The following is a 22,543-nucleotide window of genomic DNA, read 5'->3' on the forward strand; positions in this document are numbered from 1 at the left end:
CATGCAGGGGAAAGAAGATAAAAAGGAACAATTTAAGAGTATAAAAAGGAGAATGATTGTTAATTTCATGCTTGTAATATTCATAAGTGTAGTTGCATTTGAAGCTTTATTAATTGGTTTTACACGATACTATTTTTATAACAATGCAGAAGGTATTTTAACTAATCAAATAAAACTATCAGCTGATTTTTATAAGAGATATTTTTCAAACACTTCCCTTCAAGATAACATAATAGATAATATAGATATATTTTGGAAGCAAACTACAGCTCAAGTTGAGATTATTGATTTAAATGGAAAAATTTTAATGGATTCAACTGGTGTTATACCAGATAGAAACATAGATGGGTTTGACTTTGAAGCGGCATTAAAGGGGGGAAAGGGGAAGTGGATAGGGAAATCTAGTTATGATGGAACAAGGATTATGTCTATTTCATACCCTTTAATGTCTAATAACAATATTGTAGGTGTATTAAGATTTAAAACCTCACTGGAGGAAATAGATAAAACTATAAATATGATCAACTTTATATTTTTGTTTATAGGTTTAACTGTAATAATAATTGGTAGCATTGTAAGTATATTTTTATCCTATAGTATAATTCATCCAGTTAAAGAACTTAAGAAGGCCGCCGAGGAAATGGCTAATGGTAATTTGAATATACGTGTAAAAGAGATGAGAAATGATGAGCTGGGAAGGCTCGGGAAAACCTTTAATTATATGGCAGATGAGATTCAAAAACGAGAGACAATAAAAAATGAGTTCATATCTTCTGTATCTCATGAATTAAGGACTCCTCTTACAGCTATTAAGGGATGGGCAATAACACTAAATAGTGATGGAGGTTCAGACAAGGAGATTCTTACTGATGGTTTAAAAATAATTGAAAATGAAAGTGAGAGGTTAACTGCAATGGTGGAGGAACTTTTAGATTTCTCCAAGTTTATTTCGGGAAGAATTTCGCTTCATAAGGAATTAGTAGCAATTGAAGATACTATAGAATATATAGAAAAATATATGAAACCTAGAGCAGAAAGAGAAAATATTAACTTTTGTGTTAAGCTTAAAGAAGGTTTACCGTTAGTAGAAGTTGATTTAAGCAGAATTAAGCAGGTACTAATTAACTTGCTTGATAATTCATTTAAGTTTACTTGTATTGGAGGAAATGTTTCTTTAGAAGTACTAGATCAAGAAAAATATATAATTTTTTTAGTGAAAGATAGTGGATGTGGCATTAACAAGGAAGATCTCCCTAGAGTTAAGGATAAGTTTTATAAAGGGAAAAATAGTAAAGCTCAAAATGGATTAGGATTATCTATTTGTGATGAGATAATAAGTATGCATGATGGAGAGCTAATCATAGAAAGCGAGCTCGGAGTAGGAACTACGGTTTTAGTTAAAATACCAGTTGCAATTAATAATAAAATTAGGAGATAGAAAAGAATGAAGTTTATAAAAGTTGCTATAGTATTAATATCAATCTTTCTGCAGGGATGCAGCCAAATTGATATTGATGTGGAAAATAAAATTATACCTCCTAAATACTCAGAATTACATGTTAAAGGCGTTTGGAAGATTGAAAAATATAAGTCCTTAAATAATGAAATAGATAAAGAAAAATTTAAAAATTACATAGATAAAATAGTAATTATCGATGAAAACATTACTGTAGTTGATAAGGAGATTTGTTTAAATCCTCAATATAAGATTAAAAGCGTATCATCTAATAACTTTTTTGAATATAGACATAATATAGATCATAAAAGTATTGGAATAAAAGGAGAAAATGTAGATATAATTTCTGCATCAGATAGCAGGCAGCTTTTTTATGATTTTATTAAAATAAGTAATAATCAGCTGGCTTTATATAAAGATCAGAGTTTACTATTAATGAATAAGATATCAGATGATACTGATGGATATATAGATAAACTTAATTTAAACAATACTAACAAGAAGTTGGAGAATCAGTCTAAAGAAGATAAATTATTGAGATCTGGAGTAGTTTTGGGATTGAGTTCTAGTAATTTAAATAATAGCAAATCCAGGTATAAGACATTATGGATTTCATCTCTTAATAGAAAGTTGCAAAATACAATAGAACTTTCTCAGCTTTTGGTTCCTAGAAGAAGTGGTTTTTGGGAAGTAGGCGTTAACAAAGAAACGAGTAATGGACAGCTTGTGCAAAAGCTATATGCACATCCAGTTATAGAATTTATTAAAGAAGGTACTTTATCAAATGATGAAAATACTCTTCAAGAATATCTAAAAAGAAATATTACTTTTATAGGCAACGATTATATATGTACAGAAATTGAAGAAAATGGACAGCTGCAGGTACTACCCATTGATAATATTTCCATGGCAAAGGGAGTTAATATTTCAGATTTAATGTCAGAAGAGATTAATAATACGATAACTCGCTCGGTTAATGTTTTTCGTGCTTCGAAGAATGAAGCTGATAAATTAGAAAAGCAAATGCGAAAAGATAATTTTACATTGACAAGAGGAAATGGACATTGGATGCTTAAGGGAAGGTTAAATTATATTTCTTCTATTGACAATAAAAACTTTGAAGATTTTATTATATATGGAGTTCCACCATCGACACTTATTAACTATGATGAGTTATGTGTGCCTTGGAGTGAAGTGAAGGCAAGAGTACCTGAAGCGATTGATGTTTTTACTTCACCTAATAAGGAAATTGCTTTAGTAGTTAGTAAAAACTATATTTATATATACTCAATTATAAATGAACAATTGTCAGAAGAGTCTATGGGGAAGATAGAGATTGAGGAAGATGATTCAATTGTTATGGCTGAATGGGCTACAGGAGATTATGTTGAAAAGTGGAATGAAATTATAATGAATATTAAATAGAAGTATACGTTTGTTTTAAAAGAATTATATTTAAAGTATAATATTTATTAAGAGGAGGGATAAAATGCAAAAGAAACAGTATGTTTGTCCAAAATGTGGCAACAACCAATATGAAGCTGACCAATTTCAAGCAACTGGAGGAAATCTAGCAAAAATATTTGACGTGCAAAATAAGAAATTTACTACTATCAGTTGTAAAAGATGTGGATATACAGAATTGTACAAATCACAAGCATCTGCTGGATGGAATGTTTTAGACTTTCTTATGGGAGGCTAAAATGACCTAGTGAGATATAGTACTAATTTTTTAAAGATTTTGAAGATGATTCCTGTTCACTGCAGAAATCATCTTTTTAATTTAAAATATATTTTTTATAAAGATAATTTTATTGAAATATCTTCTCAAACTCTGTTAAATAAATCCTTTTACTAATTTCAATATCTTTTACCTTCTGATAACCATTTTTTAAATATAAGTTGACAGCAGGCAGATTTTTTTGACCGGTACATACAACGGCTTTGTTTATGGTATCTTCAATTTTTTCTATAAAGCGTATCATTTTCCCAGCAATTCCTCTTTTAAAAAAGCATGGATGTACAGCAACTCTATGTATGTCTAAAATATTTTCATTAATCTTATAAGAAATTATTCCTGCTAAGATATTATTTATAAAATAACCATAAAAAATTTCATCACATTCAGTTAAACTATCAAGAGTGTCTTTTAAAGGAGGAATTTCATAAAAACCTATAAGTTCTGCTTCAATTTTATAGGATGCTATTTGCAATTGTAATACAGAGGCTGCTGTTTTCATATTGGTTAGGTCAAGTTCTTTAATCATATAAAAATCTCCTTATTTGCGGAATATAACCAAGACTTATATAGAAATACTATCATATACTATGTAAAGTTTATAGGAAAATCGGAGAAATTTTACTTGATATATAAATTTTAAAATTTTACAATATATATATAATCAAATTTAGAAAAAGTGAAAGAAGGGTAAATCTTATGGAAAAAATCATAAAGTTTTTGAAGGATAATCCTACATTTTATTTTGCAACAATAGAAGGGGACGAGCCTAAAATTAGGCCGTTAGGTTTCTTTATGGAGTATAATGGAAGATTGTATTTTGGTATAGGTAAACATAAGAAATCCTATAAACAAATAACTGAAAATCCCAATGTAGAAATATGTACTGCAAATGATGAAGGACAATGGATTAGAATAAGCGGTGTTGTTGAATTTGATAATAGTGAAGAAACAATGGCAAAGGCTTTTGAAACAATGCCAATGCTTAAAAATATTTATAACGACAAAAATGGTTTAACACTAGGTAACTTCTATTTAAAAAATGGGATTGCTGAAATAATGGATATGAAGGGAAATTTCGAAAAGATTACTTTTTAAAGTAGTAACCGTCACCAAAGTGGATGGCGGTTATTTTTGTAAATTAAAGTAATACCTGATATATACACTTTATTTTCGTACTCTTAATATACGGCTGTTATTTATATTTTGCAGTTCTTTAGTTGATATTTTAACTAATGAATACGGGGATCCGCCACCAGTATATATAAACTCTTTTTCCATTACTTTAGGATCTATTATAAAGATGGCCTTATATCCAAAAGAAGGAACACCTCCACAGGGAAATCCTGTTTTTTCAAGAATTTCATTTTCATTTGCAGTTCTTGGTACATCTATATTTAAAACTTTACCAACCCTTGAAGTACTTGCCCTATTTTCACCTTTTACAATTGCTACAATTAAGTTATTATTGTTGTCTATCATACATATGTTTTTAACAAAATCATCTGGGGAAGTACCAGCAGCCTTTGCTGCGTCCTCTACAGAATGACAGGACTCATTAAATATTAACTGCTCTGCTTGTATATTGTTTTCAATTATATAATTTTTGAGTTTTTCCTCATATGCTTTCATATTTTCATTCTCCTTTATATTTTTTCCGGATCAAGGCTTATTTCTTCTTAATTTTTAAAATAAGTGTATGAAAAGTTTTCTAAGGCCTAATTTTTCAACTATATAGTTTGCCACTGCCATATAAACTTTTGTAATTACTATATATAAGTAAAATGGTCAAGAAGTTTAACGTATATTCTATACGACCACCTATTATTGCCTTTAGCATAACATTGCACAAATATATACTAATAGTATATATCAATTATAGTTGTAATCCCAATATTTTCAATTAATTTAATGATTTAATTAACATCTAAGTTTTCGATATGAATATGATATAATTATTTATAAAAAGCAAGTGAAAATATCTACTTGAAGGATTGATTTTATGAGTAATAATAAAGAAATAAGGATTTCAGTTAGAAATTTAGTTGAATTTATACTGCGTTCTGGTGACTTGAATGCAGGATTCACAGGAAGCGGAAGAGCAGTAGAAGGTACTAAAATTCATCAAAGAATACAAAGGTCTAAGGGTAAAGAATATTCCTCAGAAGTATTTCTAAAATACACCTTTGATTATAAAGATATAACAATGACACTAGAAGGTAGAGCAGATGGAATAATAAATGTAAATGGAGAAATTACAATTGATGAAATAAAAAGTACTACAATGCCCTTGGAGAATATAGATGAAGAATATAACCCCTTGCACTTTGCCCAGGCAAAATGTTATGCCTACATATATTCGAAGCAGCAGAAATTACAATATATAAATGTGCAATTAACCTATGCAAGTGTTGATACAGAAGAAACAAAAGAAATAGTTCAAACTTATACCATTGAAGAACTTGAAGAGTTTTTTTATGAAATTATAGATAAATACTTTATGTGGGCAGACTTTAATAAAAAGTGGCTTGATGAAAGAGATGAAAGTATAGGAACTGTAAATTTTCCTTTTAAAAATTATAGAAAAGGACAAAGAGAAATGGCAGTTTCTGTTTATGGAACTATAAGAGATGGAAAGAACATATTTATAAATGCACCTACAGGTATAGGTAAAACCATGTCTACTATTTTCCCAACGGTTAAGGCTATGAGGGAAGGATTAACCTCTAAGATTTTTTATTTAACAGCTAAAACTATAACCTCCACTGTAGCACTAGAAGCATTTAATAAAATGGTAGAACAGGGACTTAAGCTTAAAGTTGTATTTATAACTGCAAAGGAAAAGCTTTGTTTTTGCAAGGATTCTAGCTGTAATCCAGAGCAGTGTGAATATGCAAAGGGACATTATAACAGGATAAATCAAGCACTAATGGACGTATTGAAAAACGAAAATATAATTACAAAAGAGTCCTTAGTCAAATATGCTGAAGAATACAAAGTGTGTCCCTTTGAATTTGCATTGGATTTAACACTGTGGGCAGATTGCGTTGTATGTGATTATAATTATGTATTTGACCCTAGAGTTTATCTTAAAAGGTTTTTTGATACAGGAAAAACAGATTACGTATTTTTAATAGATGAAGCTCATAACTTAGTGGATAGAGGGAGAGAGATGTATTCTGCTGAGTTATATAAAAGCAAGTTTAATAAAGGTAAGGAGTTAATTAAAAAGGGTACCAGTAAAATATATAAAGCTTTAGCCAGTATAAATAGAGAAATATTACAGCTTGGAGAAAAGTGTGATGAAAACGGATATTATCTTCAAGATGAGGAGCCAGATGAAATATATCCTTACTTAAGGAGTTTTATAAAAGAGGGTGAAGAATGGCTTAAAGAAAATGAAAATAGGGAAGGCTATGATGAGGTTTTAGATTTATACTTTGAGGTTATGGCTTTCTTAAGGATAAGTGAATATTATAGAAAAGGTTTTGTGACTTATGTGGAAAAGTCAAAGGATGGGGATGTAAAACTAAAGCTATTTTGCTTGGACCCATCAACCTTACTTAAGGATTCTTTAAGCATGGGGAGAGCAGGTGTTTTATTTTCTGCAACACTTACTCCTATGGATTATTTTAAGGAAGTATTAGGAGGAAGTGAAGGGGATTATCAAATGAGGCTTGAATCTCCCTTTAACAAGGGAAATAGGACAATAATGGTTAGTTCAAATATATCTACTAAATATAAAGTTAGAGAAAAGAGCTACGAAAAGATAGCAGACTATATAAATACTTTTATATCAGGAAAGATAGGAAACTATATGGTATTTTTCCCCTCCTATACTTATATGCAAAATGTAAAGGAGGTATTTGAGGAAAGATATCTAAGAGTAAATACTATAGCTCAAAGTACAGATATGAAGGATGAAGATAGAGAAGCCTTTTTACTTAATTTTAAGGAAGATACCTGTGAAACTTTAGTTGGATTTGCAGTACTTGGTGGAATATTTTCAGAGGGCGTAGATCTTAAAGGAGATAGGCTACTTGGGGCAATTATAGTTGGAGTGGGACTTCCTCAAATATGCTTTGAACGAGATATAATAATGGATTATTTTAATGAGGAAAACGGTAAGGGATATGATTATTCTTATACCTATCCAGGAATGAATAAAGTGCTTCAAGCAGCAGGAAGAGTTATTCGCTCAGAAGAAGACAAAGGGCTTATACTTTTAATTGATGAAAGATTTGTAACTTCAAACTATCAAAGGTTGTTTCCGCAAGAATGGTTTCCGTATACTAAAGTAATGGATTACAGCTTGGCACAAACAATTAAAGGGTTCTGGGAAAATGTGGATAATGGATATTAGTGTTAAACTAAAAAATATTTTTTTATTTAATAGGGTAAATATTAAGATGTATTTATTAAATAGAGATTTTAAGCTTACAGTGTTGATTTAACTAGGGAGGAATTGAATATGAAGTATGAATATTTATTTAAAGAAGGAAACATAGGTAAACTTAAATTAAAGAATAGAGTTATAATGCCTGCAATGGGTACTATGCTTGCTTCAGCAGATGGAGAAGTAACAGACCACCAAATTGCATATTTTGAAGAAAGAGCAAAAGGCGGAGTAGGACTTATAATAACTGAGGTTACTTCTGTGGAATACTTACTAGGTAAGGCAGGTTCCTGCCATCCAAGGGTAGATGACAATAAGTTTATCCCAATGCTTCAAAGATTAGCAGATACTTTACATAAATATGACACAAAGGTATTTATGCAGCTTCATCATGCAGGTAGGGTTGGGAATTCCATGCTTACAGGTGGAAAACAAGTAGTTGCTCCAAGTGCTGTAGCAAGCCACATTACAGGAGAAACTCCAAGAGCTTTAAATATCGAAGAAGTTAAAGACCTAATAAATAGATTTATATCAGGAGCCTTAAGATGCAAAATGGCAGGTATTGATGGAGTGGAGCTTCATGGCGCCCATGGATATTTAATATGTCAATTTTTAAGTCCATTTACAAATAGAAGAACTGATGAATACGGTGGAAGCTTTGAAAATAGAATGAGATTTGCAGAGGAAATTGTTAAGGGAATAAAAAAGACCTGTGGAGAAAACTATCCTGTAACTATAAGACTTAGCATAGATGAGTTTATGGAAGGAGGAATAACTGAAGAAGAGGGACTTAAAATAGCAAAGTACATGGAAAGTATAGGTGTAGATGCTATAAATGCCAGCTGTGGTAATTATGAAAGCCTTCCAACAGTTATGGAGCCGATAACCTATGAACAAGGTTGGAGAGTTTATTTAGCAGACGAAGTAAAGAAGGCTGTAAATATACCTGTTATAGCAGTAGGGGTTATAAGAGAGCCAGAGTTTGCAGAAAGTGTATTAAAAGAAGGTAAAGCTGATTTTGTAGCCATAGGAAGAAGTCATATTACAGATCCTGATTGGTGCAATAAGGCACAGGAAGGAAGAGAAAAGTATATAAGAAAGTGTATATCTTGTCTTCATTGTGTGGATAGTGCTTTTGCTGGTCATCACATGGAATGTGCTATAAATGCTAGAGCAGGACGTGAATTGGAATTTGGAAACCTAGAAAAATCAGGAGATGGGAGAAAAGTTGTTGTAATTGGTGGAGGACCTGGAGGACTTGAAGCTGCAAGAATTTTGGCAGAAAGAAACTTTAAGGTGGTTTTATTTGAAAAGGACAGTGAAATTGGGGGGCAAATAAAATATGGTTATAAGCCAGAGGGAAAGGAAAAACTTCATTGGCTTATAGATTATCAAAGAAATGAGCTTGAAAACTTAGGAGTAGAGATAAGATTAAATACAGAAGGAAAATTAGAAAATGTAAAGGCTGAAAATCCTTATGCTGTAATTGTAGCAACTGGTGCAATGCCTTTCATGCCTAATATAGAAGGAATAGATAGAGAAAATGTATATACTTCAGAAGATGCATTAAGTGGAAAGGTTACCTTTGAAGGAGAAGCTGTAGCTGTAATTGGCGGAGGAATGACCGGAAGTGAAATAGCTGAGTTTATAGCAAATCAAGGGAATGCAGTTTATCTTATAGAAATGCTTTCAGAAATAGGTACTGGGATTGGACTTATTAATAAGATTGATTTAATGCAGCATTTATTTGTAGCAAATGTAGAAATACTTACAAATTATAAATTAAATAGTATAGGTGAAAAATCTATTAAGCTTCAAAGTTTAAAAGAAGATAAAGAAGTTGAATTAGATATAGATAAAGTTGTAATATCCCTAGGAGTTAAATCAGATAATGAATTGTATCAAAAAATGAAAAATAATTTTAATAAGGTATATCTAATAGGCGATGCGGCATCTTCAAGAAAAATAGCTCATGCGGTAAGAGAGGGATTTGAGAAGGCGTATATTCTTAAATAACTTTCAATATTTAACATATATTGGTTAATGTTTTTGTAGAAAGTTCCTTTTGGGGCTTTCCTTTGTGCTATTTAAAATACAATTTATTATGTTAAAAAAGTAATAAGCGAAATCTTAAGGTTTTGGAATTACATCCTAAATTATACTTTAAAGTTATTGAAATCAATATGGCCCATAATGTTTCATCATATATTAATGATTAGAGGAGAGAATATATTTTGTACTGAAAAATAAAGTACAAAATATGAATTTTGAAAGGGGAAATAAAAATGGATAATAACTTTATTGAAGAAACTAAAAGATTAAATGAACAATCAAGACAAAATAAGGGTAAACCAGGATATGCTGCAACTAGTATGACCAATAGTATAAATAGTGGAATGACAAGTAGCACAACTAGTAACTTTTCTAATAGTACTTCTCAGTCTGCAATAGAAGAAGCAAAGCAACTAAATCAGCAGTCAAGACAGAACAGTGGGCAACAGGGATATGCCCAGTCTAGCATGAATAACAGCGCAATGGGAAGTTCTTCAAACAATTCTATGGGAAACTTTACAAATAGCACTTATGATTCTGCAATAGAAGAAGCTAAAAAACTAAATGAACAGTCTAGACAAAACAAAGGAATGCAGTAAGGGAACAATAATTAAAGTTAAGCTAAGAAGTCGATCTTTTAGATCGGCTTTTTATTTTTAGTGTACTGTGTATAGATCATAACATAAAATTATGGATAAATAAGATTATGGTTAAAATATGTAAAGGAATAATTGAGTTTTGAAAACTATGATATAATAAATTATTACTATAAATTCAAGTTAATAATGAAATTAACAAAGGGTGATAAAAATGAGTTTAAGGTTTATATACGGAAGATCAGGCAGTGGCAAAAGCTATTATTGTTTTGAAGATATAAAAAAGAAATTAAAAAAAGATGAAGAGCATCCTCTAATACTTTTAGTTCCAGAACAGTTTTCATTTCAAACAGAAAAAAACCTAATTCACTATATAGGAGAAAATGCCATGGAAAGGGCAAGAGTGTTGAGTTTTAAAAGACTTGCTCAAGTGGTATTTAACGAAGTGGGTGGAATAATTCATCAACATATAAATGAATCAGGGAAAAGTATGCTTATATATAAAATAATGCAAGAACATGCACATAGACTTAAAATTTTTAATAAAGCTGCAACAAGAGAGGGCTTTGTTAGTACAATGTCAGAACTTATAACTGAATTTAAGAGATATAATATAAGTCCACAAATTTTATATGGAGCTAATAATACAATTCAGGATCAAAATTTGCAGTGGAAGATGGAAGATATATCGCTTATATATTCTCAGTTTGAAGAAAATCTACATAAAAAATATATAGATTCAGAAGATGACTTATCATTACTTCTAGAAAGATTAGATAAATCAAAGCTGTTTTATAATGCAGAGGTTTGGATAGATGAGTTTTTTGACTACACACCTCAGCAATATAATATACTTGAAAAAATAATGAACCAAGCTAAGAGAGTAAATATTACTTTAGCTACAAATAGCTTAAATGAAACAAGAGCAATAGATAACTTAGATCTTTTTTATCCTACAAAGAGCACTGAAGATAAGATTTTAAAGATAGCTGAAAGAAATAATATATCCTTTGATAAACCAATAGCATTAAATTGTTCTCCTTGCTATAGATTTAAGGAAAGCAAAGAATTAAGCCATATGGAGCAAAATATATTTGCATATCCTTATAGGATTTTTAAAGGAGATACAGAGGATATATGCATGTTCAAAGCATTAAACAAGTATTCTGAAATAGAAGATACTGCAAGGGATATACTTAAATTAGTAAGGGATAGGGGATATAGGTTTAAGGACATAGCTGTAGTTACAGGTGATTTAGATGGATATGAAAATTTAATAAGAGCAATTTTTGATGAGCATTCCATTCCTTATTTTATAGATAAAAAAAGAGAAATAGTTAGTAATCCGCTTATAGTTTTAATATTATCCTCAATTGAAGTTATAGTTAAAAGATGGAGCTACGAAGCTGTTTTTAGATACTTGAAAACTGGACTTACTGATATTTCAAGAAAAGATATAGATCTTATAGAGAACTATGTTTTAGCAAATGGAATACGTGGAAAGAAGTGGACTACAGAAGAACCTTGGAGTTATCGAATAAAATATAGTTTTTCTGGGGATGAAATAAGCGAGGCAGAGCAGGAAAGCTTAAACAAGATAAATGAACTAAGATTTAAAATAGCTAAGCCTTTGATGGAATTTCATGAAAATATAAAGGGTAAAAAAACAGGTAAAGAAATGTGTCATGCCTTATATGACTTTTTAATGAAGCTCAATATTGAAGAAAAAACTCAAGCTTTAATACAAGTGTTTAAGGAAGAAAACTTACTAGATAAGGTAAATGAGTATAGGCAGATATGGGATGCTATTGTGGATATAATGGACCAAATTGCTGAAGTCATAAATGAAGATAAGATAGATAGTGAAGTATTTGGTAGAATTCTTAAAAGTGGCTTTGAAGAATATGAGCTTGGATTAATTCCTCCAGCTATTGACCAAATTCTTGTAAGTAGTGTTCAAAGGATTAGAAGCCATGATATAAAAGCGCTTTATATTGTTGGAGTGAATGATGGAGTTTTCCCAGGAGCCATAGCAGATGAAGGAATACTTACAGATTTGGAAAGGGAGAGCTTAAGGGAAAATGGCTTGGAACTTGCAAAGGATACAAAGAGTTTAGCTTTTGAAGAACAATTTTTAACTTACATTACCTTAACTATTATGAGCAAATATTTAAGATTAAGCTATCCTATAGCAAGTCTAGAAGGAAAGAGTTTAAGACCATCTATTGTGATATCAAGAATGAAAAGGATATTTCCACAACTTTGTGAAAAGAGCAATATAATAGCTAAGCATACTGAAGAGGAGGATATAGAAATGATTAGCACTCCCAAGGCTACATTTAACGAACTTATATCAGAGCTTAGAGGAAGTAGTGAAGAAATAAATTTAAGTAAGGTCTGGCTTGACGTATACAGGTGGTATAGAGACAGGGATAAGTGGAATAGAAAGTTAAATACTATACTGCAGGGATTTAGTTATAGTAATGATGCAGAAATACTAGATACCCAAAAGGTTAGAAAACTTTATGGACATAATATGAGTATAAGTGTGTCACGCTTAGAAAAATATGCATCCTGTCCTTTTGCATATTTTGTAAAGTATGGGCTTAATGCCAAGGATAGAAAGGTATATAAGCTTACCTCACCAGACCTAGGAAGTTTTATGCATGAAATATTAGATAATTTCACTAAATACTTAGGGGAAAAAAATTTGTCCTGGGAAAATGCAGATAAAAGTTTATATGAAACAGCAATTGGAAATTTGGTAGATGAAAAAATACAAAGTACTCCAGGGGCAATTTTTAATAGTTCTCCTAGATATGAGCACATGACACGAGGAATAAAAAAAATTCTTATAAGGACTCTAGAAGTAATTGGAGAGCAAATAAAAAGAGGAGATTTCAAGCCGCAAGGATCAGAGCTTTCATTTAATTTTAATGGAGATTTTCCGCCTATTTCTGTAGAACTTCATTCAGGAGAAAAAGTAAATTTAATAGGTAGAGTTGATAGATTAGATACATTGAAGGAAGAAGAAGGCACATATATAAGAATAATAGATTATAAATCAGGAAACAAAAAGTTTAGCTTGATAGATGTATATTATGGTCTGCAGCTTCAACTTTTAGTATATTTAGATGCACTTTTAACTGATTTGGAAGAAAAAATAAAGAACAATACGCTGCCAGCAGGAGTACTTTACTTTAAAATAGATGATCCTATAGTAAAGGGAACAGGTAAGGAAACTTATGAAGAGATAGAAAAGAAAATACTTTCAAGACTAAAGATGAATGGACTCTTACTTGAAGATGTAGATATAATCAAGGCTATGGATAGACAAATTGATAAATACTCAGATATCTTACCTGTGGCTTTAAGTAGTAAGGGTGAATTTTATAAAAATGTAATGGGGTCTCTTGCTACGAAAGAAGAATTTGATATATTAAGAGCCTATGTGAAAAAGACAATAGTAAATCTATGTGAAGAGATGCTTGAAGGAAATATTTCAATAAAACCTTATAAGAAGAAGGAGTCAACCCCTTGTGGCTTTTGTGAGTATTCTCCAATTTGTCAATTTGATTCATCACTAGATGGAAATTCATATAAAAACATACAAGAAAAAAGTACTGATGAAGTGTGGGAAATGATTAAAAAAGATATTACGACATTTTAATGCTCAGGGGCGTATAAGATTTTCATTTAAGAAGGCGATTCATTTCGCCAATAACGGCTAATATTTATAAATTTAAAATCCCTAAGCCACCTAAACTCGCTGTCGCTCAGACAGTAGGCAGCTCTTAACGGTATTTTAAATTTATAAATAAAGCGGTTCTAAGGCTCATTCAATGCCTTCTACGATGAAAATTCTATACTTTTGAGCATTAAAAAGGTCATTCAGAGCTACTAACTAAAAGGAAGGAAGTTCACATTAAAAATGTCGTCTTATTCCATTAGTCGCTAATCGCTAAGTTTTGTGGTATAATTTGGTATAGAGTATTAGAGGATGGTGAGTTAAAATGGCAAGGAATTATGAGTGCTTAAGATGTAAAGAAGAAATGGAGTACTTAAAGGATTATAGATTTGACTCTCAAGATGATAAAAGGGGAATTCTAGGTGCTTTATTTGATATTGAAGAACACCTAGTTTTTGCTGTATATGTTTGTCCAAAGTGTAGGCATACAGAATTCTTCTATACAGGCAGAAGAAGTGGTTTTGATGACTGGGTTTAATAAGCGGCTTTTGCACCTCAAAAGGGGTGCATTTTTTATTAAAAAAATTAAACTGTAAAAAAAAGCATTTATTATAGAGTGAGAAAGGATGATTAAAAAGTATGTATTATCTAATTGATTATCATATTCATACAAGTATTTCACCTGATGGTAAAGATTCAATTATGCAGGTTTGTGAAAGTGCCATAAACAAAGGATTAAAGGAAATAGCTATAACGGAACATTGCGAAATGCACAGGAAAGACTGGGCATCTAAATATTACGACTTGGGAAAATATAAAAATGAAATATTAGAGGTTAGGGAAAATTTTAAGGGGAAAATTGAAATAAGGGCAGGATTAGAATTAGGACAACCATATCGTAATTTAAAAGAATCAGAAGAACTGATAGGTTCTTTCAACTATGATTATATTATAGGTTCTCTTCATAAGATGATTAATAATATAGATCTTGGGAAATTAGATTTGACAACTATTACACTAGATAACTTATGTGTAGAGTATCTTCAGCAGTTAGATCAAATGGTGGTATGTGGAAAGTTTGATTGTTTAGGTCATCTTGATTTAATAAAAAGATATAGTACAGATTACTATAAACAAAGAATAACGCTAATAAAATACTATGATTTTCTAGTGGATATACTAAAAAAAATTATTAAAAATGGAAAGGGGATTGAAATTAATACATCAGGGCTAAGACAAGCTCCTAAAGAAACAATGCCAGGTCTTGATGTAATAAAATTATATAAAAGTTTAGGTGGGGAAATAATAACTGTTGGTTCAGATTCACACAATAAAAATGATGTAGGTAAAAATATTATAGATGCTTTGAAACTTTGTGAAGAAGTAGGATTTAAGTATATAACTACATTTAATAATAGAAAGCCATATTGGAAAAAGATTTATGAGTAAAGCCATATTTTAGAGTGAAAAGTGATTATAGAAAAATGATAGAATTATCAGTAAATTATATTGACAATTAATGTAATTTAAGTTAATATAATCATATAGTGAATATAACAACATATAACAACATAATATAATATATAACAACATGGGGATGTTGGAAAGATTTTAAGGGGGAATTGATTATGAAACCAGAACATGTAAAACAATTAGAAACTGCAATTGAGGCAATTAAAGGCATTAGTGTTAAAAATTTTTACTTTGTAGCTTGTGGTGGGTCAAAGGCAATATTTGAACCTGTACAGTATATAATGGACAGGGAAACAGAGATTCCATCTGCGGTTTATTCATCAAATGAGTTTGTGCATCGTTCACCAAAAGGTTTAGGACAAGGTTCAGTTGTGGTTCTTTGTTCACATTCAGGTAATACACCAGAAACAGTAAGAGCTGCTGAATTTGCACGCGAGAAAGGTGCGATAACAATAGCATTCTCACATCTTGTAGATTCACCACTTTGGAAGGCCGCTGAATATACAATACATTATGATTGGGGAACAGAAGCAAATGCATCAGAATTAAATAATGGAATGTTATATAATCTTATATTTAGTATGCTTAACGTTGTTAATCCAAATGAAAAATATACTCGTGCAGTAAAATCCATTAATAATTTACACGGAGTATTTGAATTAAATAAGACAAGCACCTATGAAGCTGCAGATGAGTTTGGACGAAAATATAAACGTGAAGAGCTTATATATACAATGGCAAGTGGTGGTTGTTATGGGGTAGCTTATTCCTTTGCCATTTGCTTACTTATGGAAATGCAGTGGATAAATTCTAGTGCAATTCATTCAGGAGAATATTTTCATGGACCATTTGAAGTTACAGACTATGATGTGCCATTTATTATAATTAAAGGATTGGATGAAACTCGTCCGCTTGATGAACGTGCACATGCATTTTGCAAGAAATATAGTGATAAGATAACTCTTATCGATGCTGAAACATTTGATATGGAAGGAATTGATGAAGATCTTCGTGGATACTTTGCACCACTTGTGGTTGGAGTTGTTCTTCGTCAATATGCAGACCGTATTGCAGAACATAGAGGACATCCGTTATCTGTTAGAAGATATATGTGGAAAATGGAATATTGATAATAGGATATATTAATTAAATATATATTAAGATATTAATTGGGGGGGTAAAAATGTTAAAGCGTATTCTTGCGGTAGCGTTAAGTTCTGTAATGGTGATGTCTTTAGTAGGCTGTGGTGGTGGAGCTAAGGATACTGCCGGCCAACCAACAAAATCATCTGATGGAAAAACTGTAATTAAGTTTTTCCATAGATGGCCTAACGAACCTAGAAATTCATATTTTAAGGAATTGGTTGCTGAATTTGAAAAACAAAATCCAGATATTAAAGTTGAGACAGATGCAGTTTTAAATGACTCGTACAAAGAAAAAATTCGTGTACTTGTATCATCAGATAATGTTCCAGATGTATTTGTATCCTGGTCAGATTCCTTTGCTGAAAATCTTGTAGCCTCAGGAAAAGTAAAACCACTTAATGATATAGTTGAAAAGGATAAAGAATGGGCTAGCCAAGTTATGGATTCACAAAAGGGTGCATTTACATTTGACGGTAAGCTTTATGGAATGCCTCTTACAATTGATGGGAAAGCATTCTTCTATAATAAAGATGTATTTGAAAAGAATGGACTTAGTGTTCCTAAAACATTTGATGAACTTATAGCATTATTAGAAAAGCTAAAAACTCTTGGATATAAAGCCCCAATTATTGAAGGATTGACAGATCCTTGGACTATAGCGCATTACTTAGGAACAATGAATCAGCGTATGCTTGAGCCAGCAGTTCTTAAGAAGGATTATAATGCAAAAACTGGAGAATTTACTGATCCAGCATATGTAAAGGTCTTAGAGCACTTTAAAACATTAACAAAATATATGGGAACAACGGCAACTGCAATCGACCATGAAACTGCACGTAACATGTTTGCAAGTGGTGAGGTTCCTGTTATGTACATGCAGCTTGCAGAAATTAAAAAAGTTCAAGATAACGGAGATATCAAATTTGGGTTCTTTAACTTCCCAACATTTGCTGATGGAAAGGGAAGTCCAGAAGCACTTACTGGAGCACCAGAAGGCTTTATGTTAAGTAATGTAAGTAAAAATCCAGAAGCAGCTGAAAAACTTTTAAAGTTTATAATCTCCAAGGAAAATGCTACCAAGTTTACAAAACTAGATGGACAGGTTACAGCAATAAAAGGCGCTGTCTCAGCTGATAATGCATCAAAGGAAATTTTAGAAGCTGTTGATTTAATTATGAATTCTTCTGAAACTACCCCATGGCTTGACAATGCAGTGAAAATCAGTGTAGCTGATGCTTATATGCGTGGAGGTCAATCTATAGCAGCAGGACAAAAGACTCCGCAGGATGTAATGAAGGATGTACAAAAAGCAGCTGCCGAAGAACGTAAATCTGCAAAATAATCTAAAATAATATTACAAATTTGAAAAGAGGGGGCTTCCCCTCTTGTGTTATATAAGTTTATAGTAATCTATTTTGCTAGGAGTGGTGGTAATGAAAAAATCAAAAGTTGTATTAGCTCCATATTTATTTATAGCTCCATGCATTATTATGTTAGCAGTGTTTATATACATTCCGCTAGCTCAAAATATTCTTTATAGTTTTGAAGAATTTTCAACATTATCTCCTATAAGAAAAATTGTTGGATTGCAAAATTATAAAACACTACTATCTGATAAAGTTGTGGTTACAGCATTAATAAATAATGTACGTTATGCCGTAATATCTGTAATATGGCAAGTATGTTTAGGCCTGGTAGTGGCAGCAGTATTGGAAGATAAGGTTTTTAGAAAAATTTCTCCTGCTATTCGAACTATATACTTTTTGCCGGTTATAATCTCAATGACAGTAATTTGTTTGCTTTTTAGTTTTATATACAACCCTCAGACAGGGCTACTAAATAGCTTTCTTAGAATTATAGGACTCGACAGCTTAGCAAAACCTTGGCTAGGTTTACCTTCTACCGCACCATATGCAGTAATTGCAGTATCTCAGTGGCAAAGTTTGGGATACATTATGATGCTATTCATTGTTGCAATTCAAAAGATACCAGAGGAGTTATACGAAGCAGCAGAGATAGATGGGGCAGGAAAAATTAGACGTTTTATAAGCATAACTTTACCACAAGTTAAAGAAATGTTTTTTGTAACTAGCTTAATCACAATTACAGGTGCATTTACGGTATTTAATGAGCCGTATATTTTGACAAAGGGTGGAGGACCTGGAACAAGCTCTATGACTATTGCAGTTCATATGTATCAGTCAGGCTTTTTTAAAGATAAAATGGGATACGCTGCTACTTTAGCTGTACTAATATTTGTTATAACAGCATCGCTTGCTGTGGTTCAAATGTTATTATTTAGAACGGGAAAGGAGGAATAGAGATGGATAAACAAAAAGTTTCTTCTTATAGTGATATGCAATTAAGCACTGAAAATAAAATGCCTAAGATGCCTAGATATAAAACTTCCTCTTATCGCCGTAATAAATTTGGCATAGGTGAAATTTTAGTTTTAGCAGTTCTTTTGATTGGAGTTGTATGCATTGCATATCCTTTATTCTGGATGGTAATGTCTTCTTTAAAAAGCTATAAAGAAATCTATGGGAATGTGTGGGGATTACCTTCAGTTTGGAAATTCTCTAATTATGCAATCGCATGGGAGAAGGGAATATCAAAATACTTTTTAAACAGCTTAATAGTTACAGTCTCGACAGTTACTGGAGTAGTTATAATTGCCTCATTATGTGCATATGGACTTAGTAGGTATAGATTTAGAGGTATGAGTATAGCGCTTATAATTTGTATGGGTGGAATGATGTTAAATCCCCAGGTATGTGTAGTTCCACTTTATGTTCTTTTGCAAAAACTAGGAATTCATAATACTCGTTTTGCGATGATTCTTCCTTATATAGCATTTAGATTACCTTTAACCGTATTACTTATTAGATCATTTTTTCTTGCAATTCCAAAGGAATTAGAAGAATCAGCAAGAATAGATGGATGCAGTGCTTTTGGAATTTATTGGAGGATATTTATGCCTGTTTCAAAACCAATTTTACTTACAAGTGTAATACTTACATCATATTATTCTTGGAATGAATTTTTATTTTCAATTATATTTATAGATTCAGACAACTTAAAAACCATTCCTTCAGGACTTATGAATTTTAGAGATGCACTTCAAACGGATTGGGGAGTGTTACTTGCAGGTATGGTTATTTCTGCACTACCTATAATTATACTATTTATATGTATGCAAAAATATTTCATAAGAGGTATGGCGGCCGGGTCTGTAAAAGGTTAATATTTTAATTGGAGGGTATGTAATATGAAAATGATAGCTGTAGGAGATAATGTAGTTGATTGTTATTTAGATCAAAATCTATATTATCCAGGTGGGAATGCTGTAAACGTTGTAGTTAATTGTAAACGATATGGATTTGATGAATGTTCTTATATTGGAATATTTGGAACTGACAAAAAAGCTGAACATTTGACCTGGGCACTTAATCAAGAAGGAATAAATTATGAAAAGTCGCGCCATGTGATAGGAATAAGTGGACAACCAAGAGTGAATTTAACCTCTGAGGGAGATAGAGTATTTGTTGGTGGTCCTAAGAATACTGTACAACATATTGTTAGATTACGTTTAACACCAGAGGACTTAAATTATATTTCTAATTTTGATGTATGCCATACCAGTTGTTATTCAAATATTGAAGCGGAACTTGTGAAAATTAAAGATTACTGTAATATTTCATTCGATTTTTCCGATAATAGAGATATAGAATATTTAAAAGGAGTATGTCCTAATGTGAAATTTGCATTTTTCTCAGGTTCAGATTTGACATTGGAAGAAGTAAAGGGTCTTATAAAGACATGTCACTTGTTAGGAACTGATATAGTTGGAGTAACCCTAGGAGGAAAAGGGGCATTATTTTCTAAAAATGGTGAACTATTTGAGCAGGGCATAAAGCAAACGGAAGTTATTGATACCATGGGTGCAGGAGATAGTTTTATTGCAGGATTTTTAACAAATTATACTCAAAATAAAAATATGCAAGAGGCTCTAGAATTTGCAGCCACTTGTGCAGCAAAAACATGCACATTCCATGGAGGGTTTGGATATCCTCATCCATTTGATGACTAAATATTAAAAAAAAGGAGAAATAATATATGTTAGTAGCTGATAGCTCAATATCTTTGTATGAGCAACTAAAGTTTCTGATTAAAGATGATATTGTAAAAAGAACCTACAAACCAGGCCAAAAGATGCCAACTGAAGCGGAACTAGGTGAGCGATATGGAGTAAGTCGAATAACTGTTAGAAGAGCAATAAAGGAATTAGTAAATGAGGGATTATTGGTATCTAGGCAGGGAAAGGGAACTTTTGTAGAATCTTCAAAGATACATTCAAAGATTTTGAGTTTAGATGGCTTCACTGACTTAGCAACTTCAGAAGGTATTAATCCTGAAAGAATAGTTTTATCAAAAGCAATAATAGAACCATCAAATAAGGTTTTAAAATCTTTGAATTTACCTAAGGGATCCAAGGTTTTAGAATTAAAACGTATGATTGTGTATGAAGGATCACCATTTAGTATTGATATAGCTTATTTCCCTACTGACCTTTTTCCAGATATAATTTATAAAATCTCCGACCATGTATCGACTTTTAAAGTTATGAGGGAAGAATATGGAGTTGTAATGAAAAAAGCTTATAAGGAATTTAGCGTTACTGTAGCAAATGTTGAGCAAAGCGAGCTACTTAATTGTTCACCTGGTGAGGCGCTATTTTTAGTTGAAAAAATTATCTATAATGAAGAAGATAAGCCTATTCATTTTTCACATTTTTTAGTTTTATCAAGTAGAGCAACCTATTCTATTACCGTAGAGCAAAACTGAGTAGAAGTGCAAGTGGAAGGGAGTAGGGAGATAAAAATAGAAGTTTGCAACTGCAAACTTCTATTTTTTATAATTGGTATTTAATTATATTCTAAAGAACTGTATCACGGCTGCTTATCTTGCTTTTTAGATAGGCAAAAGCTCCAGGTAAAACTGATACAAGGATTATTGCAAATATAACTAATGTAAAGTTATGTTGTACTGCTGGTAGATTTCCGAAGAAATATCCCATTAAAGTAAATAGGGCTACCCAAGTAATTCCTCCAACAATATTATAAGATATAAATTTGCTGTAATGCATTTTTCCCATACCTGCAACAAAAGGAGCAAAAGTACGTATTATTGGTACAAATCTTGCAAGTATTATAGTTTTGCCACCATGCTTATCATAAAAACTATTGGTCTTATCTAAATATTCCTTTTTTATAAATTTGATATTTTGATTTTCATAAAGACCTCGTCCTAAAAGTTTTCCTATCTCATAATTTACTGTATCGCCAATTATTGCTGCAGCCATAAGTACTAAAAGTAAAGTGAAAATATTCATAGAGCTTACAGAAACTAAGGCGCCAGCGGCAAATATAAGTGAATCTCCTGGTAAAAAAGGAAGTACTACAAGGCCTGTCTCGCAAAATACTATAAGAAATAGTACAGCATAGGACCACATTCCATAATTTTGCACGATAGCACTTAAATGCGTGTCAATATGTAATATAAAGTCTATAGTCATTTGTATAAGTTGCATAATATAACCTCCTGACGTTTATCAAAATGACAATAGATATTATATCACATAACAGAAATAAAATTTTCAATGATTTGATTAATTACTAAATTTTACATTAAAAAAGTGGATTTTATATTTTATAAAAATAATTTTTATGTAAATGTTTTCGGTACGTTGACACATGTTTAAGAACGTGATAATATCTTTAATAACAAATCAAGAATGTTAAGTTAGTTCACAATAGAATATAAATTTTAAAAATTATGACGAAGACAAAACTATCATCATGTTAATTACAGAGAACCGGATAAGCTGAGAACCGGGTTAACTGGATAGCAATACTCACTTCTGAGTTGTATAGTCGAAATTAAGTAGATTATACCGCGGGGCTGCGTTAAAAAGCTGAGGTTTAATAGAACCTGAAAA

Annotated in this window: 19 protein-coding genes; 16 read left to right on the top strand and 3 right to left on the bottom strand. The window is 31.4% G+C overall.

All coding sequences use genetic code 11. The annotated features are described in order from the left end of the window. The first annotated feature begins 1 nt into the window (after position 1). The 3 genes from BSD9I1_RS03555 (at position 2) to BSD9I1_RS03565 (ending at position 3,158) form a co-directional block, all read left to right on the top strand. Positions 2–1,438: a cell wall metabolism sensor histidine kinase WalK gene (locus BSD9I1_RS03555; RefSeq protein ID WP_186429167.1), complete on the top strand. Its 1,437-nt coding sequence runs from the start codon at positions 2–4 to the stop codon at positions 1,436–1,438. Between the two features lie 6 nt (positions 1,439–1,444). Continuing rightward, positions 1,445–2,881 (top strand): hypothetical protein, encoded by a 1,437-nt coding sequence (locus BSD9I1_RS03560; protein WP_186429168.1) that lies wholly within the window; start codon positions 1,445–1,447, stop codon positions 2,879–2,881. 64 nt (positions 2,882–2,945) lie between these two features. Further along, positions 2,946–3,158: a zinc ribbon domain-containing protein gene (locus BSD9I1_RS03565; protein ID WP_186429169.1), complete on the top strand. Its 213-nt coding sequence runs from the start codon at positions 2,946–2,948 to the stop codon at positions 3,156–3,158. A gap of 109 nt (positions 3,159–3,267) precedes the next feature. Here the strand turns inward: BSD9I1_RS03565 and BSD9I1_RS03570 are convergent, their stop codons facing one another. Then, on the bottom strand, positions 3,268–3,723 hold the full coding sequence (locus BSD9I1_RS03570; RefSeq protein ID WP_186429170.1) for a GNAT family N-acetyltransferase: 456 nt from the start codon (positions 3,721–3,723) through the stop codon (positions 3,268–3,270). Between the two features lie 170 nt (positions 3,724–3,893). Here BSD9I1_RS03570 and BSD9I1_RS03575 point away from each other — a divergent pair, with 170 nt between their 5' ends. Beyond that, positions 3,894–4,292 carry a pyridoxamine 5'-phosphate oxidase family protein gene (locus BSD9I1_RS03575; protein ID WP_186429171.1) on the top strand — a complete coding sequence of 133 codons (399 nt, stop codon included), beginning with the start codon at positions 3,894–3,896 and terminating at the stop codon, positions 4,290–4,292. Between the two features lie 69 nt (positions 4,293–4,361). On the opposite strand, the gene BSD9I1_RS03580 is transcribed toward BSD9I1_RS03575, so the two are convergent. Beyond that, on the bottom strand, positions 4,362–4,826 hold the full coding sequence (locus BSD9I1_RS03580) for a YbaK/EbsC family protein (protein ID WP_186429172.1): 465 nt from the start codon (positions 4,824–4,826) through the stop codon (positions 4,362–4,364). Between the two features lie 370 nt (positions 4,827–5,196). On the opposite strand from BSD9I1_RS03580, the gene BSD9I1_RS03585 reads away from it, so the two are divergent. From BSD9I1_RS03585 to BSD9I1_RS03640, 12 genes are all read left to right on the top strand, one after another. Further along, positions 5,197–7,557: an ATP-dependent DNA helicase gene (locus BSD9I1_RS03585; protein WP_186429173.1), complete on the top strand. Its 2,361-nt coding sequence runs from the start codon at positions 5,197–5,199 to the stop codon at positions 7,555–7,557. A gap of 108 nt (positions 7,558–7,665) precedes the next feature. Further along, positions 7,666–9,606, top strand: coding sequence for an FAD-dependent oxidoreductase (locus BSD9I1_RS03590; RefSeq protein ID WP_186429174.1), 1,941 nt, complete (start codon positions 7,666–7,668; stop codon positions 9,604–9,606). Positions 9,607–9,875: 269 nt separating this feature from the next. Beyond that, positions 9,876–10,241: a hypothetical protein gene (locus BSD9I1_RS03595; RefSeq protein WP_186429175.1), complete on the top strand. Its 366-nt coding sequence runs from the start codon at positions 9,876–9,878 to the stop codon at positions 10,239–10,241. A 211-nt stretch (positions 10,242–10,452) separates the two neighbouring features. After that, on the top strand, positions 10,453–13,908 hold the full coding sequence (gene addB / locus BSD9I1_RS03600; protein WP_186429176.1) for a helicase-exonuclease AddAB subunit AddB: 3,456 nt from the start codon (positions 10,453–10,455) through the stop codon (positions 13,906–13,908). A 343-nt stretch (positions 13,909–14,251) separates the two neighbouring features. Then, entirely contained in the window at positions 14,252–14,464 is a 213-nt protein-coding gene (locus tag BSD9I1_RS03605) for a hypothetical protein (protein WP_035308082.1), read from the top strand. Positions 14,465–14,565: 101 nt separating this feature from the next. Then, the gene (locus BSD9I1_RS03610; RefSeq protein ID WP_035308080.1) at positions 14,566–15,375 is read left to right on the top strand and encodes a histidinol-phosphatase HisJ family protein; all 810 of its coding nucleotides are present in this window, start codon (positions 14,566–14,568) and stop codon (positions 15,373–15,375) included. 179 nt (positions 15,376–15,554) lie between these two features. Further along, positions 15,555–16,529, top strand: coding sequence for an SIS domain-containing protein (locus tag BSD9I1_RS03615; protein WP_186429177.1), 975 nt, complete (start codon positions 15,555–15,557; stop codon positions 16,527–16,529). A gap of 53 nt (positions 16,530–16,582) precedes the next feature. Beyond that, complete coding sequence (locus tag BSD9I1_RS03620) at positions 16,583–17,887, top strand: ABC transporter substrate-binding protein (RefSeq protein WP_186429178.1); 1,305 nt, start codon at positions 16,583–16,585, stop codon at positions 17,885–17,887. A gap of 91 nt (positions 17,888–17,978) precedes the next feature. Then, complete coding sequence (locus BSD9I1_RS03625) at positions 17,979–18,866, top strand: carbohydrate ABC transporter permease (protein ID WP_035308073.1); 888 nt, start codon at positions 17,979–17,981, stop codon at positions 18,864–18,866. A 2-nt stretch (positions 18,867–18,868) separates the two neighbouring features. Continuing rightward, on the top strand, positions 18,869–19,789 hold the full coding sequence (locus BSD9I1_RS03630; protein ID WP_242966400.1) for a carbohydrate ABC transporter permease: 921 nt from the start codon (positions 18,869–18,871) through the stop codon (positions 19,787–19,789). 24 nt (positions 19,790–19,813) lie between these two features. Beyond that, on the top strand, positions 19,814–20,635 hold the full coding sequence (locus BSD9I1_RS03635) for a PfkB family carbohydrate kinase (protein WP_186429179.1): 822 nt from the start codon (positions 19,814–19,816) through the stop codon (positions 20,633–20,635). Positions 20,636–20,661: 26 nt separating this feature from the next. Beyond that, positions 20,662–21,390 (top strand): GntR family transcriptional regulator, encoded by a 729-nt coding sequence (locus tag BSD9I1_RS03640; protein WP_035308067.1) that lies wholly within the window; start codon positions 20,662–20,664, stop codon positions 21,388–21,390. Between the two features lie 91 nt (positions 21,391–21,481). Here BSD9I1_RS03640 and BSD9I1_RS03645 read toward each other — a convergent pair whose 3' ends face one another. After that, entirely contained in the window at positions 21,482–22,135 is a 654-nt protein-coding gene (locus BSD9I1_RS03645; protein WP_186429180.1) for a DedA family protein, read from the bottom strand. Between the last annotated feature and the right edge of the window lie 408 nt (positions 22,136–22,543).

Origin of the sequence: Clostridium sp. BSD9I1 (genome assembly GCF_900185645.1) — a bacterium.
Taxonomy (GTDB): Bacteria; Bacillota; Clostridia; order Clostridiales; family Clostridiaceae; genus Clostridium_AK.

What these genes read in the sequence shown, in the direction of transcription:
- BSD9I1_RS03555 (WP_186429167.1), top strand. Translation starts at nt 2, where the DNA reads ATGCAGGGGAAAGAAGATAAAAAGGAACAATTTAAGAGTATAAAAAGG.
- BSD9I1_RS03560 (WP_186429168.1), top strand. Translation starts at nt 1,445, where the DNA reads ATGAAGTTTATAAAAGTTGCTATAGTATTAATATCAATCTTTCTGCAG.
- BSD9I1_RS03565 (WP_186429169.1), top strand. Translation starts at nt 2,946, where the DNA reads ATGCAAAAGAAACAGTATGTTTGTCCAAAATGTGGCAACAACCAATAT.
- BSD9I1_RS03570 (WP_186429170.1), bottom strand. Translation starts at nt 3,723, where the DNA reads ATGATTAAAGAACTTGACCTAACCAATATGAAAACAGCAGCCTCTGTA.
- BSD9I1_RS03575 (WP_186429171.1), top strand. Translation starts at nt 3,894, where the DNA reads ATGGAAAAAATCATAAAGTTTTTGAAGGATAATCCTACATTTTATTTT.
- BSD9I1_RS03580 (WP_186429172.1), bottom strand. Translation starts at nt 4,826, where the DNA reads ATGAAAGCATATGAGGAAAAACTCAAAAATTATATAATTGAAAACAAT.
- BSD9I1_RS03585 (WP_186429173.1), top strand. Translation starts at nt 5,197, where the DNA reads ATGAGTAATAATAAAGAAATAAGGATTTCAGTTAGAAATTTAGTTGAA.
- BSD9I1_RS03590 (WP_186429174.1), top strand. Translation starts at nt 7,666, where the DNA reads ATGAAGTATGAATATTTATTTAAAGAAGGAAACATAGGTAAACTTAAA.
- BSD9I1_RS03595 (WP_186429175.1), top strand. Translation starts at nt 9,876, where the DNA reads ATGGATAATAACTTTATTGAAGAAACTAAAAGATTAAATGAACAATCA.
- addB (WP_186429176.1), top strand. Translation starts at nt 10,453, where the DNA reads ATGAGTTTAAGGTTTATATACGGAAGATCAGGCAGTGGCAAAAGCTAT.
- BSD9I1_RS03605 (WP_035308082.1), top strand. Translation starts at nt 14,252, where the DNA reads ATGGCAAGGAATTATGAGTGCTTAAGATGTAAAGAAGAAATGGAGTAC.
- BSD9I1_RS03610 (WP_035308080.1), top strand. Translation starts at nt 14,566, where the DNA reads ATGTATTATCTAATTGATTATCATATTCATACAAGTATTTCACCTGAT.
- BSD9I1_RS03615 (WP_186429177.1), top strand. Translation starts at nt 15,555, where the DNA reads ATGAAACCAGAACATGTAAAACAATTAGAAACTGCAATTGAGGCAATT.
- BSD9I1_RS03620 (WP_186429178.1), top strand. Translation starts at nt 16,583, where the DNA reads ATGTTAAAGCGTATTCTTGCGGTAGCGTTAAGTTCTGTAATGGTGATG.
- BSD9I1_RS03625 (WP_035308073.1), top strand. Translation starts at nt 17,979, where the DNA reads ATGAAAAAATCAAAAGTTGTATTAGCTCCATATTTATTTATAGCTCCA.
- BSD9I1_RS03630 (WP_242966400.1), top strand. Translation starts at nt 18,869, where the DNA reads ATGGATAAACAAAAAGTTTCTTCTTATAGTGATATGCAATTAAGCACT.
- BSD9I1_RS03635 (WP_186429179.1), top strand. Translation starts at nt 19,814, where the DNA reads ATGAAAATGATAGCTGTAGGAGATAATGTAGTTGATTGTTATTTAGAT.
- BSD9I1_RS03640 (WP_035308067.1), top strand. Translation starts at nt 20,662, where the DNA reads ATGTTAGTAGCTGATAGCTCAATATCTTTGTATGAGCAACTAAAGTTT.
- BSD9I1_RS03645 (WP_186429180.1), bottom strand. Translation starts at nt 22,135, where the DNA reads ATGCAACTTATACAAATGACTATAGACTTTATATTACATATTGACACG.